The sequence below is a fragment of the Vibrio alginolyticus NBRC 15630 = ATCC 17749 genome (genome assembly GCF_000354175.2).
In the GTDB taxonomy this organism is placed as follows: domain Bacteria; phylum Pseudomonadota; class Gammaproteobacteria; order Enterobacterales; family Vibrionaceae; genus Vibrio; species Vibrio alginolyticus.
On the sequence record NC_022349.1, the window covers coordinates 1,776,341 to 1,789,574 of the forward strand.

General features: G+C 45.9%; 10 protein-coding genes. 1 reads left to right on the top strand and 9 read right to left on the bottom strand.

Translation table 11 applies throughout. The annotated features are described in order from the left end of the window. Positions 1 to 29 precede the first annotated feature (29 nt). The 4 genes from N646_RS08025 to rlmD form a co-directional block, all read right to left on the bottom strand. Positions 30 to 1,670 (bottom strand): CTP synthase, encoded by a 1,641-nt coding sequence (locus tag N646_RS08025; protein WP_021034029.1) that lies wholly within the window; start codon positions 1,668 to 1,670, stop codon positions 30 to 32. Between the two features lie 205 nt (positions 1,671 to 1,875). Continuing rightward, positions 1,876 to 2,679, bottom strand: coding sequence for a nucleoside triphosphate pyrophosphohydrolase (gene mazG, locus N646_RS08030; RefSeq protein WP_005383780.1), 804 nt, complete (start codon positions 2,677 to 2,679; stop codon positions 1,876 to 1,878). A gap of 224 nt (positions 2,680 to 2,903) precedes the next feature. Beyond that, positions 2,904 to 5,123, bottom strand: a complete 2,220-nt coding sequence (relA, locus tag N646_RS08035) for a GTP diphosphokinase (protein WP_005380915.1) — start codon at positions 5,121 to 5,123, stop codon at positions 2,904 to 2,906. A gap of 123 nt (positions 5,124 to 5,246) precedes the next feature. Further along, positions 5,247 to 6,566, bottom strand: a complete 1,320-nt coding sequence (gene rlmD, locus N646_RS08040) for a 23S rRNA (uracil(1939)-C(5))-methyltransferase RlmD (RefSeq protein WP_017821627.1) — start codon at positions 6,564 to 6,566, stop codon at positions 5,247 to 5,249. Between the two features lie 192 nt (positions 6,567 to 6,758). Between rlmD and barA the strand changes: the two genes are divergently transcribed. Next, the gene (barA, locus tag N646_RS08045; protein WP_017821628.1) at positions 6,759 to 9,557 is read left to right on the top strand and encodes a two-component sensor histidine kinase BarA; all 2,799 of its coding nucleotides are present in this window, start codon (positions 6,759 to 6,761) and stop codon (positions 9,555 to 9,557) included. A 69-nt stretch (positions 9,558 to 9,626) separates the two neighbouring features. Here the strand turns inward: barA and acpS are convergent, their stop codons facing one another. The 5 genes from acpS to rnc form a co-directional block, all read right to left on the bottom strand. Further along, positions 9,627 to 10,007 (bottom strand): holo-ACP synthase, encoded by a 381-nt coding sequence (gene acpS, locus N646_RS08050; RefSeq protein WP_005380927.1) that lies wholly within the window; start codon positions 10,005 to 10,007, stop codon positions 9,627 to 9,629. 10 nt (positions 10,008 to 10,017) lie between these two features. Then, positions 10,018 to 10,752: a pyridoxine 5'-phosphate synthase gene (gene pdxJ, locus N646_RS08055; RefSeq protein ID WP_005384579.1), complete on the bottom strand. Its 735-nt coding sequence runs from the start codon at positions 10,750 to 10,752 to the stop codon at positions 10,018 to 10,020. Continuing rightward, complete coding sequence (gene recO, locus N646_RS08060) at positions 10,749 to 11,480, bottom strand: DNA repair protein RecO (protein WP_006743310.1); 732 nt, start codon at positions 11,478 to 11,480, stop codon at positions 10,749 to 10,751. Before recO ends, pdxJ begins: the two co-directional genes overlap by 4 nt. A 115-nt stretch (positions 11,481 to 11,595) precedes the next feature. Further along, the gene (gene era, locus N646_RS08065; RefSeq protein WP_005380931.1) at positions 11,596 to 12,558 is read right to left on the bottom strand and encodes a GTPase Era; all 963 of its coding nucleotides are present in this window, start codon (positions 12,556 to 12,558) and stop codon (positions 11,596 to 11,598) included. Next, positions 12,551 to 13,228 (bottom strand): ribonuclease III, encoded by a 678-nt coding sequence (gene rnc / locus N646_RS08070; protein WP_005380932.1) that lies wholly within the window; start codon positions 13,226 to 13,228, stop codon positions 12,551 to 12,553. The genes era and rnc overlap by 8 nt, the downstream gene beginning before the upstream one ends. Between the last annotated feature and the right edge of the window lie 6 nt (positions 13,229 to 13,234).

The window sequence follows — 13,234 nt, forward strand, 5'->3', positions numbered from 1 at the left end:
GCACAACCTTCGCCGCCGCCCGTATCCTTTTACTTCTCGAATTCGCCGCGTGCGTTTTGGCCCGCAGCCTTAACAAAACCTGCAAACAATGGATGTCCATCGCGAGGAGTCGAGGTGAATTCTGGGTGGAACTGAGCCGCTACAAACCATGGGTGAGCTGGGTTCTCAATCATTTCCACTAACTTCTTGTCCGCAGATAGACCTGATACTTTTAGGCCTGCTTTTTCGATTTGCGGACGAAGCACGTTATTCACTTCGTAACGGTGACGGTGACGTTCATGGATCGTCGCGCTACCGTACAGTTCACGAGCTTTAGTCCCTTTCTCTAGGTGACACAGCTGTGAACCAAGACGCATCGTACCGCCTAGGTCAGACTTTTCAGTACGCTCTTCTACGCTACCTGATTCGTCTACCCACTCTGTGATCAAACCTACCACAGGGTACTTAGTCTCTTTGTTAAATTCTGTTGAATGTGCACCTTCCATACCCGCAACGTTACGCGCGTATTCGATTAGTGCAACTTGCATACCCAAACAAATACCTAGGTAAGGCACGTTATTTTCACGTGCATATTGAGCCGCACGGATCTTGCCTTCAATACCACGATCGCCGAAGCCACCTGGTACTAGGATTGCGTCCAAACCTTCTAGAAGTTCAACGCCTTTTGTTTCGATATCTTGTGAGTCTACATACTTAATTGTGACGCTTAGGCGGTTTTTCAAGCCAGCGTGTTTAAGCGCTTCGTTCACAGATTTGTATGCATCTGGTAATTCAATGTATTTACCAACCATACCGATGGTTACTTCACCAGTAGGATTTGCTTCTTCGTAGATAACCTGTTCCCATTCAGAAAGGTCTGCTTCAGGAGCAGTAATACCAAAGCGAGCACACACAAGGTCATCTAGCCCTTGAGATTTAATCAACTGAGGGATCTTGTAGATAGAGTCTACATCCTTCATTGAAATTACTGCTTTTTCTGGAACATTACAGAACAGTGCGATTTTTTTACGCTCATTCGCAGGAATAACGCGATCGCTACGGCAAACTAGGATGTCTGGCTGAATACCGATAGATAGAAGTTCTTTTACAGAGTGTTGCGTCGGCTTAGTTTTCACTTCGCCCGCTGCCGCTAGGTAAGGAACAAGTGTTAGGTGCATGAACATTGCGCGCTCACGGCCTAGCTCAACAGCTAGCTGACGAATCGCTTCCATAAATGGTAGTGATTCGATATCACCAACAGTACCGCCAACTTCAACGATAGCCACATCATGGCCTTCAGAACCTGCAATAACGCGATCTTTGATTGCGTTAGTGATATGAGGGATAACTTGAATAGTTGCGCCTAGGTAGTCACCACGACGTTCTTTACGAAGCACGTCGGCATAAACACGACCTGCAGTGAAGTTGTTACGCTTGGTCATCTTGGTACGGATGAAACGCTCGTAGTGACCAAGGTCAAGGTCAGTCTCTGCGCCATCTTCTGTAACGAACACTTCACCGTGCTGAGTAGGGCTCATTGTGCCCGGGTCAACGTTGATGTAAGGGTCAAGCTTCATCATAGTCACTTTAAGACCACGAGCTTCTAGAATAGCCGCAAGAGATGCTGCTGCAATACCTTTACCTAGAGAGGATACAACCCCGCCAGTAACAAAAATGTAATTTGTCGTCATGTTTAACCTGAAATTGGTTGAATGAGGGAAATGGAGTGCTTCTGGACGGGAGATAAATATACCAGAAGCTCCTTACCGCCACAACGTGAAATCTATCACACCGTAATTTTTTATTTTTTGCTTCAAATCAAAGTGAGCAAAGACAAACCAAAGTCCGTTTTCGTGTAACCAAACAAGCTGACCTTATATTATGTATTCTGCCAGTTTACCTCTGCCTCGATTCTTCTTGTTTTACTTCATCCCAAAAATGGTCAAGTTCTGATAAAGAACAATCTGTAAGTACTTTGCCTGACTGCTGGACCTTACCTTCAACTTGTTTAAAACGTCGCGCAAACTTTACGTTTGCTTTTCCTAGTGCGACTTCTGGGTTTTTATCAAGGTGGCGAGCCAAATTGACAGTCGCAAATAGCAAATCACCGAGCTCCAACTCAACTTTCTCTTCATCGGGCTGAACTTGCAGTGCCTCTTCCATGACTTCGTCAATTTCTTCTCGTACTTTATCGACAACCGGGCCAAGTGAATCCCAATCAAACCCAAATTTTGCACATTTTTTCTGAATTTTTGTAGCACGAGAAAGTGCCGGCAAAGAGTTTGGTATTGAGTCTAGGATACTTTCTTCCGCTTTGCCTACTAGGGCTTTTTCTTTTGCTTTTTCCGCTTCCCAGTTCGCGTTAATTTCCTCGTCAGATTCAAACTCAACATCTGAAAAAACATGCGGGTGGCGACGAGTCAGTTTTTCGTTCACGGTTTCGACGACATCCGAAAAGTCGAACAGCTCTTGCTCTTTCGCTAGCTGACTGTAAAAAATCACCTGAAACAACAAATCCCCTAGCTCTTCTTTTAGATTGGGCCAATCTCGATTTTGAATCGCGTCCACCACTTCGTAGGTTTCTTCTATAGTATGCGGAACGATGGTGTCAAAGGTTTGTTTTAAGTCCCAAGGGCAACCGTTTTCTGGGTCACGCAACTTCGCCATGATTTGTTCTAACTGTTCAATTGGATGACTCATTTTTTGTTCCTTTAAACCTTTCTATTAAAGAAAAAGGTGAGCAGCCAAAACCACTCACCTTCCACATTGTATTTTCTCAGCAGCTTTCACTAAGTAATTGTTACTTTGACAAGGCAACAAATTTTCGCGACTCCTGAGCATAGCTCGCCTATGTGATGAGCCTGGGCCGGCACTCCGGAGTGCGTGCAGTCAACAACGCTACAACGACAACTATGACGAGAGTTTTAGCCGAGGCGTTTCACCGTCATGACATCCTTGATCTGTTCCACACGCTTCGAAACCCGCGAAAGCACCTCAATATTGGTGACTTCTAGGTCAAAGTCCATGATGGCAAGTTGACGTCTGTAGTCGACTCGGTTCTTCATACTGGTCACTTTGATCTTTTCGTTGGCGAACAGTGTCGTAATGTCTTTGAGTAGACCACCTCGCTCCATCGCTTCAACACGCACGGTGAGGATGTATGACCCCACAAAGCCGCTGCCCCAGACTGTATCGATGATGCGCTCTGGCGCATGATGGCGCAGTTCTTCTAACTGTTCACAGTCACTACGGTGTACTGAAATCCCACGACCTTGCGTTATGTAACCAGAGATATCGTCACCTGGAATTGGCTGACAGCAACGTGCTAGATGTGTCATTAGGTTATCGACGCCTTCTACTACAACTGCGTCTTTTTTCGGTCGGCTTTGCGCGGGTGATTTATGCTCAGCTTCTTGCAGTTTTTCCAGTGCTTGCTGGTCTTCTTCCTCTGCCGTTGGCTTGTTAACTAACGCGTTAATATGGTTAATGATTTGGTTGATGCGCAAATCACCGCTACCTACACCAACATACAATTCATCTGGTGTTTTGACGTTAAACCGCTTGAGGGCGTAATGCTCTGCATCTTTTAACGTTGCGCCAATTTTGGCTAACTCATGCTCAAGGATTTCACGACCTGCTTCAAGGTTCTTCTCACGGCTTTGTTTTCGGAACCAGGCGTTAATTTTGGCACGCGCACGACCAGAATGAACGAAGCCTAATGATGGGTTTAACCAGTCACGAGATGGGTTAGGTTCTTTCTGAGTGATAATCTCGACTTGGTCACCCATATGTAATTTATGCGTGAACGGCACAATACGACCTCCGACTTTGGCACCGATACAACGGTGTCCCACTTCGGAGTGAATGTGATAGGCAAAATCTAGCGGCGTTGCCCCCATTGGCAAATCGACAACATCACCACGTGGTGTAAAGGCATAAACACGGTCATCAAAGACTTGGCTACGCAGCTCATCGAGCATTTCGCCAGAGTCAGACATTTCTTCTTGCCAATCCAATAGCTTACGCAGCCACGTGATCTTCTCATCATAACCGCTTCGGCTGCTTGCCCCTTCTTTATATTTCCAGTGCGCTGCAACCCCCAGTTCCGACTCTTCATGCATTTGCTTGGTACGAATCTGGATCTCGATGGTTTTGCCTTCTGGCCCTAGAATTACTGTATGGATCGATTGATAACCGTTTGGTTTAGGGTTAGCAACGTAGTCATCAAACTCGCTCGGTAGGTGCTTGTATTTGGTGTGAACTACGCCTAAAGCCGCGTAACAATCTTGCAGTTTGTCTGCGATGATACGCACTGCTCGCACATCAAACAGCTCATCAAAGGCCAAACTCTTTTTCTGCATTTTTCGCCAAATGCTGTAGATGTGCTTAGGTCGACCACTCACTTCGGCATTGATGCCCGACACTTCCATTTCGTGCGTGAGGTCTTCAACAAAGTCTTTGATGTACTGTTCACGAACAATGCGTCGCTCAGAAAGCTGTTTGGCAATTTGTTTGTAAGTTTCCGGTTGTTGGTAGCGGAAAGCGTAATCTTCAATTTCCCATTTCAGCTGACCGATGCCTAATCGGTTTGCTAGCGGCGCATAGATGTTGGCACACTCTTTTGCCGCCGCACGTCGAACTTCATCTGGCGCTTTTTTAACTTCAATAAGATTACAAATTCGTTCCGCGAGCTTGATAACTACGCAGCGGAAGTCATCCACCATGGCAAGCAGCATACGGCGTACGTTATCTACCTGAGATGACGCTGCACTGCCTTCCATGTTGACGTTGAGTTGGCCAATAGCAGCCATTTCTTCAACGCCGTCGATTAATTTTATGATTTCTTTGCTGTATTTCTCTTCCAGAATTTCTCTGTTAAAAGCACCACTTGAAACCAAAGGAAACAGTTGAGCAGCCACTAAAGTGGCTTGATCCATAGACAAGGTGATCAAAATTTCGATCATTTCTCGTCCACGCCACAACAACAGCTCCGCTTGCTCGTTATCAGCTAATACCGTCTGGCAATCTCGATATACTTCGATTAAGCGTGAGGCTGTGTTTTTCTCTTGTCCTAGGCTAGCCACCCAGTTTTCGAGTTCAAACTGTTCATCTTGGTTTAAATGCGCGCTTCTTACCGCAACCATCTCATCATCCTAATTATTATATTCGTGTGGTTTGACTAACACCGTCCAGGTTAGTTCTTTTTACCGCGCGTACACGCTGGCTTTATGACCACCCACCACAAATAAGGGGTCAAAGTCCTAAAGTTAGGACTTTTCAAACAATGCCATCGATTCTAGATGACTGGTATGAGGGAACATGTCCAGCATACCTAATTTCGTTAATTTATAGCCTTGCTCTATCAAGCTTTGACTATCCCTAGCAAGGGTAGCAGGATTACAAGAAACATAAACTACACGCTGTGCGCCAAGCTCAGAAACTTGATCGATGATCCCACTCGCTCCCGCGCGTGCCGGGTCTAATAATACTTTATCAAACCGCTCTGCGGCCCAGGCTTGGCCTTCAAAATCTTGCTCAAGGTTAGCGTGATAAAATTGCGCGTTATTGATTTGGTTCAAAGATGCATTGTTTGTGGCTTTTTCTACCATCTCTGCAACACCCTCTACTCCAACCACGTACTTAGCTAATTTCGCAACTGGTAAACTAAAGTTGCCTAAACCACAGAACAAATCTAACACTCGGTCACTCTTTTGTGGGTCTAACCACTCAACCGCTTGTTTGACCATTTGTTGGTTTACACCTTGGTTTACTTGAATAAAGTTATTTGGTGCAAAAGGGATTTTCACTCCAACTTCTTGATAAAAAGGCATATCGCCTTCGATAAGGTCTAATTGTTCTGTCGATGGCATTAAGTAAAACGATGCGCCATGACGTTTTGCCAACTCCGTTAGAGATTGAGTTTCACTCGTTGTCAGAGCGCTCAAGTGGCGCAGCGTAATACACGGCCCATTATCACCAAGTACCAGCTCTACATGACCCAATTGTTCCGGCTTTTTGAACGCTTTTAGGGCTGAGTAAATCTCTGGCAGCAAAACATTCAGTTCCGGTGCCAGCACTGGGCAATCGGTCACTTGCGCAATTTGCTTACTCTGCTTTTTACGGAAACCAAAATGTAGCTGACGTGTTTTTTTATCAACAAACAAGCTCACTCTCGCACGGCGACGGTAGGCCTGCGAATATCCCAATAACGGGGCATCTAGTTCAATATCACTGCCTGAAAATTTTCGCATTAGCTGACGCAACGTTTGCTGTTTGTACGTCAATTGTTGGTCATAATCTAAATGCTGCAAATCACAGCCACCGCACTCATGATAATGTGGGCAAAATGGCTCCACACGAGCTTCACTCGGCTTAAGGATTTTAATCAACTTACCGCGAGCGTATTTGCTCTTTTCTTCCACCAATTGAGTGATCACCTCCTCACCCGGCAGTGCTCCATCAATAAACAATGGCTTCTTTTTGAGGTAAGCAATGCCTGCGCCGTGGTGATCTAAACGCTCTACTTGCACTGCTTGGTGCCGAGTATTGAGTTGGGTTTTCTTTTTCGGTTGAAAGATGCGTGCCATGCTCTATGCCTGATTTATGTGTAATTGCTCTTCGGCTTCACTATTCTTGATTGCAGCCGTTGTGTGATTCGAGTGACTTGATTATGCTTACCGTTTATTCGGTGACGTCACTTCTTTGCTCAAGGCTTTATCGTGCGCTTGAGAAATAATGCGTTATTTTCCCATATCCAGACTCCGATGTAATTAGATAACATGACCAGATATGGCTTACGAGCACGTGTAATTACACTAACTCTCGCTCCCACTCTCATTATTGGTTTATTACTGAGCGGCTTTTTCTCATTTAACCGCTACCAAGACCTTGAGAAACAAGTTATCACCACTGGTAACAGCATTATTGAGCCGCTGGCGATTGCCAGTGAAACTCATCTACTATCAGAAAGCCGAGAGGCGGTACGTCGCTTGATAAGCTACGCGCACCGCAAAAACTCCAAACTGGTTCGTAGTATCGCGGTATTTGATGAACATCATGAGCTCTTTGTGACCTCTAACTTTCATCCTAATTTTGAAGCCTTGATGTTTCCCAAAGATAAACCGATCCCGCAACTGGGTAATTCGGAAATCTACGAAAACTCACTGATATTGCGTGTCCCCATTTTGTCAGAAGGTCACTACTTAGCGGAGTTGTCGAACGAAAGCCAAGGCACAAAAGCGATTGGTTACATCGCCGTCGAGTTAGATCTCTCCTCCTTGAGGCTGCAACAGTATCAAGAAGTCTTCTCTGCTTTTTTAGTTCTGGTTCTCGGTCTTGGCTTAGCAAGTGTGTTTGCTTCACGTCTAATGCACGATGTGACCCAACCTATCACCCACATGAAGAATGTCGTTGACCGCATTCGCCGTGGTCATCTGGATGTGCGTATCGAAGGCAAAATGCACGGTGAGTTAGACCAGCTAAAAAATGGCATCAACGCCATGGCGGTATCGTTATCAGAATATCACGTGGAGATGCAGCACAGTATAGACCAAGCCACGTCCGACTTACGTGAAACGCTTGAGCAGCTAGAAATTCAGAACGTTGAGTTGGATATCGCGAAGAAACGCGCGCAAGAAGCGGCCAGGGTTAAGTCAGAGTTCTTGGCGAACATGTCGCACGAGCTGCGTACTCCGCTCAATGGGGTGATTGGCTTTACTCGTCAAATGCTTAAAACGCAGCTTTCTAACAGCCAAACGGATTACCTACAGACGATTGAGAAATCGGCGAACAACCTGCTGAATATCATCAATGACATTCTCGACTTCTCGAAACTTGAAGCGGGTAAGCTGGCACTCGAAAACATTCCTTTTGATTTCCGAGAAAGTTTAGAAGAGGTAATTAACCTACAAGCCACAAGTGCACATGAGAAAGGGTTAGAAATCACCCTAAAAGTGGACCCTAAAATTCCACCAGGTTTAGTTGGGGATCCACTACGTATCCAGCAAATTTTGACGAACTTAGTCGGTAACTCAATCAAGTTTACCGAGCGAGGCAACATTGATGTTAGCGTAGAAATGCGCTCTCAATCAGGAGACTCCGTCGAACTGCAATTCATGGTGCGTGATACCGGTATTGGTATCTCTGAGCGTCAGCAAGCGCAGTTGTTCCAAGCCTTTAGCCAAGCAGATGCAAGTATTTCACGTCGTTACGGCGGTACTGGTCTTGGTCTGGTTATCACTCAGAAACTGGTGAGCCAGATGGGCGGCGAAATCAGTTTAACCAGCCGTCTACACCAAGGTTCAACCTTCTGGTTTACGGTGCGCTTGCACTCAACCGAGATGCCAATGAGCGAACTGATTGAAGTGGAACTTCTGACTGGGAAGCAGTTACTGCTGATTGAACCAAACATGCAAGCCGCATCCGTAACCCAACAGATTCTAAGTCAGGAGGGTATTTTAGTAACCTACCGCTCTTCGCTACCAAACAACGAAGAACAATATGATTATGTACTGTTGAATTTAGCGGCCAACCAGACTCACGATGCGGAAGTTATTACACCTTGGATAGAACAAGCGAAACGCATGGCTCCGAGTGTTCTCCTAGGGACACCGAGTACCGAATTGGCGCTTGCGGACCAAATAATGACAGAGCATCACGTCCAGTGCCTGACGAAACCATTGTCTCGCCGTAAGTTGCTACAAAGCCTGATTAGCGAACATGTAGAATCGCCACCGGTATTAAGCGCTCCAATTACGCCAAGCGAAGGGGACCGTTTACCTCTCACTGTACTAGCAGTGGATGACAACCCTGCAAACTTGAAGCTGATCTCTGCACTGCTCCGCGAACGAGTAGAAACCGTCACCGCCTGTAGCAATGGCCAGCAAGCGGTGAACCTGGCGACAGAGAAAAAGTACGATTTAATCTTCATGGATATTCAAATGCCACAAATGGATGGGGTGACCGCTTGTAAGCACATTAAAGAGTTGGAGCTAAATAAAGACACGCCAGTGATTGCGGTAACGGCACATGCCATGGAAGGGGAACGAGACCGCTTGCTCTCGGCAGGAATGGATGACTACTTGACCAAACCTATTGAAGAGCATGTGCTACAACAGGTTTTGGTTCACTGGAACCCAAATGCTTGTACAGAGAGCATTGGCAAAGTCGCCCCTTCATACGTTGATGAACCTGAAGGAAGCGCACCACAATCCGTTTCTTCGCCTCAGCAGGATGTGATTATTGATTGGCAAGCAGCCTTGAAACAGAGCGCGAATAAAGAGGATCTCGCTAAAGACATGCTACGCATGTTGATTGAGTTCATCCCTGAAGTAGAAGCAGTCGTTGACCAAGCTCTGGAGCAAGAAGATATCTCTCGTGATGACCTAATTCATGTCATCCATAAGCTGCACGGCAGTAGTTCATATTGTGGCGTTCCAAGACTGAAGTCACTCTGTGCGACGCTTGAGCAAGCACTGCGCTCAGGGATCAGTCTTGAGGAGGTTGAGCCTGAAATGTTCGAGCTGCAAGATGAAATGATTAAAGTAACAACAACCGCAAAGTTATACCTTGAACAGTGATCTATTGAAGAGAAACAAAAGCCAGAGCAAATGCTCTGGCTTTTTAGTATTTTGTTTAAGACTTACAAGCTAGGATTCAAAAATGACCGTCGCCACAGCGTAATGACGCTCATCGGAAATGGACAGGTGAATGTGGTTAACACCCATCGCATCCGCTATTTGCTTGGCTGTGCCCGTCAATGCGAGTACTGGTTTTCCAAGCTCATCGTTCGAGATGGAAAAGTCGTGAAACGTGACCCCTTTTGCGATCCCTGTCCCCAATGCTTTTGAGGCAGCTTCTTTAACAGCAAAGCGCTTAGCAAGATAACGACCTTGCAGCTTAAGCTGTGAGAATTTGGCCATTTCTTCTTCTGAAAGAATCCGCTGAGCAAAAGGTTCACCACTACGAGCTAACGCTTTTTCAATACGCTCAATTTCTGCAATGTCGGTCCCTAACCCTATAATCGCCATCTAGATAGCCCTATGACTGGCGAGCCTCAATCATCAATGCTTTCATGTCAGCAACCGCTTTATTTAAACCATCAAATACCGCGCGACCAATGATTGAGTGACCAATGTTGAGTTCGTAAATTTCTGGTAATGCAGCAATTGGTGCGACATTGTGATAAGTCAGGCCATGCCCGGCATTAACAATAATACCTAGATCATGTGCATAACTAGCACCAGCGGCAATCTTCTTCAGTTCAGCTTGTTGCTCGTCTTCTGTCGTCGCATCTGCATAATGGCCAGTATGTAGCTCAATAAACGGAGCGCCACACTTTTTCGCAGCTTCAATCTGTTGACGGTCAGCATCAATAAAGAGCGAAACTTTGATGCCTGCATCTGTCAGCTTTTTCGTCGCAGCTTTAATTTTTTCAAGCTGCCCTACTACATCTAAGCCACCTTCCGTCGTCAGTTCTTCACGCTTTTCAGGCACTAAACACACAAACTCTGGTTTAGTTTGCAGCGCAATCTCAACCATTTCGTCCGTCACTGCCATCTCTAGATTCATACGCGTTTGAATGGTTTCACGCAGAATACGTACATCACGATCCAAAATATGGCGACGGTCTTCACGTAAGTGGATAGTGATACCGTCCGCGCCTGCACGCTCAGCAATTTCAGCAGCGTGAACAGGATCTGGGTATTTTGTACCACGTGCATTACGTAGAGTGGCAATATGGTCGATATTGACGCCTAAATAAATTGAGCTCATTTTCCGTTACTCCGTGCTCTGGGGGTCTGAATGAAAAATTCACGACTTTTTAAAGGTTTGCCGCCAAGATACGGCTTTAAGGCTATACGTGTAAAGCGTTTTGCCGCTTTTAGCTGCTCTTTAGTGACGAACCGCCGCTCACTGATAGCAATCAGTTCATTCCCTAAAAACGTGAGGTTATCGCGCCTAACAGAAGCAATAAACCCTTTCTGTTCCCGGTAACGATAGGTCATTTCTGGGTCGACGGGCTCGCCGGTACCTGCACAATGCAAAAAATCCACGCCATACCCCATCGAAGACAGCAAGGCTAACTCAAAACGACGCAGTGCAGGCTCAGGGTTCTCGTTGTGCGCCAACTCGGTTAACGCATGCAAATAATCATGAAATAGTGCTGGCATCGGCACTTCAGCCATCAAAATACGGCCAATCAGTTCATTGACGTACATGGCTGAGTAGAGATTAATGCCCGTTAACGGCAAACCTAGACTTATCGGCTCGGCTTGACGCAAAGTTTTCATTGAGCCTTTCCCCGACCATTTAAGTAATAGCGGGGTAAAAGGTTGCAATGCGCCTTTTAAGTTCGAACGCTTACTGCGCGCGCCTTTGGCCATTAAAGTCATTCGGCCATATTCCTCACTAAATACATCAAGGATTAAGCTCGATTCACTGTAAGGGCGTCGGTGCAATACAAAACAGCGCTGTAAACCTTCGGAAGACAGATTACTCATCTAAGTCATTGTGCCTAAAAAGTGTGAAATAAAAAATAAGGAGCCGAGCGGCTCCTTATTTTAATCGATACTGATTTTTCATCGATGTTGGAGCGAAGCACCTTCGCAGCCAAGATTATAAATCGTCTATATAACCCAACGATCGCAACGCTCGTTCGTCGTCTGCCCAGCCAGATTTCACTTTTACCCAAGTTTCTAGGTAAACCTTACGACCGAACAATTCTTCCATATCTAAACGCGCTTCGCGACCAATGGTTTTAATCTTCTCGCCACCTTTGCCAATCACCATTTTCTTCTGGCCATTACGCTCAACAAGAATCAAGGCATTGATGTGGAAACCGTCGGTTTCTGGGTTGTAATCAAAACGTTCAATCTCAACCGTTACTGAGTATGGCAGCTCTTCACCAGTAAAGCGCATCAGCTTTTCACGCACAATCTCAGACGCCATAAAACGCTGAGAACGGTCAGTTACGTATTCTTCTGGGAAGTGATGCGTTGCTTTAGGTAAGTGATTACGCACGTGCTTACGTAGTACGTCAATGTTCTTACCTTGCTTGGCAGAGATTGGCACAACATCCACGAAGTCCATCTTCTTCGACATCTCCGCCATGTGTAGCATCACGTCGTTACGATCTTGTACGTTGTCGACTTTGTTTACACAAAGCACAACTGGGAAGTTCGATTTTTGAAGTTTGGTCAGTACCATCTCATCGTCTTTAGTCCAATGCGTACCATCGACTAAGAAGAACACAAGGTTTACATCACTCAATGACGAGTTAGCAGCACGGTTCATCAAACGGTTGATCGCACGCTTTTCTTCAATGTGAAGTCCAGGCGTGTCGACGTAAATCGCTTGGTAATCGCCGTCCGTATCCACACCCATAATACGGTGGCGTGTCGTTTGCGGCTTACGAGAGGTGATCGAAATCTTCTGACCCAAAATCTTGTTCAAAAGTGTCGACTTACCTACGTTTGGACGACCAACAATAGCAATAAAGCCACAGTGTTGGTTTTCTGGCGAGCTTGGCTCACCTTGTGATGCGAAAAACGCATCGATATCGAATTCGTTATCAGCCATTTGTTAATTGCTCAAGTGCTGTTTCAGCAGCCGCTTGTTCTGCCTTGCGGCGGCTGGTGCCTTTACCGATTACAGGCTTATCCACACCTGCTACTTCGCACTCAACCGTGAACTCTTGGTTGTGCGCTTCACCTTTAATATTAGTCACTGTGTAGACAGGCAGCGGTTTTCTTCTGCCTTGTAGGAACTCTTGTAGGCGAGTTTTCGGATCTTTCTGTGAAACGCCTGGTTTAATGGCTTCAAGGCGTGACTGATACCAACTCAGTACAATGCCTCGCACAACTTCAAGATCACTGTCTAGGTAAATTGCGCCAATAATGGCTTCAACCGCATCGGCTAAAATAGAGTCTCGGCGAAAACCGCCACTCTTCAATTCACCTGGACCTAATTTTAAATAATCTCCTAGATCGAATTCACGACCCAGTTCCGCCAATGTATGTCCGCGAACCAAAGTAGCACGCATGCGGCTCATGTCACCTTCGTTCACTTTTGGGAAACGATGGTACAGATCATCAGCGATGACAAAACTTAAAATTGAATCGCCCAGAAACTCAAGACGTTCATTGTGCTTACTGTTGGCGCTGCGGTGCGTCAGCGCCAAATTGATAAGCCCGGCATCTTGAAACTGGTAGCCGAGCTTTCTCTCTAGTTTATCAATTGGAGAATTCATACTCTC

Coding starts and splice junctions, on each gene's coding strand:
- rnc (WP_005380932.1), bottom strand. CDS start 13,228: ATGAATTCTCCAATTGATAAACTAGAGAGAAAGCTCGGCTACCAGTTT.
- acpS (WP_005380927.1), bottom strand. CDS start 10,007: ATGGCGATTATAGGGTTAGGGACCGACATTGCAGAAATTGAGCGTATT.
- era (WP_005380931.1), bottom strand. CDS start 12,558: ATGGCTGATAACGAATTCGATATCGATGCGTTTTTCGCATCACAAGGT.
- N646_RS08025 (WP_021034029.1), bottom strand. CDS start 1,670: ATGACGACAAATTACATTTTTGTTACTGGCGGGGTTGTATCCTCTCTA.
- barA (WP_017821628.1), top strand. CDS start 6,759: ATGACCAGATATGGCTTACGAGCACGTGTAATTACACTAACTCTCGCT.
- pdxJ (WP_005384579.1), bottom strand. CDS start 10,752: ATGAGCTCAATTTATTTAGGCGTCAATATCGACCATATTGCCACTCTA.
- relA (WP_005380915.1), bottom strand. CDS start 5,123: ATGGTTGCGGTAAGAAGCGCGCATTTAAACCAAGATGAACAGTTTGAA.
- recO (WP_006743310.1), bottom strand. CDS start 11,480: ATGAGTAATCTGTCTTCCGAAGGTTTACAGCGCTGTTTTGTATTGCAC.
- rlmD (WP_017821627.1), bottom strand. CDS start 6,566: ATGGCACGCATCTTTCAACCGAAAAAGAAAACCCAACTCAATACTCGG.
- mazG (WP_005383780.1), bottom strand. CDS start 2,679: ATGAGTCATCCAATTGAACAGTTAGAACAAATCATGGCGAAGTTGCGT.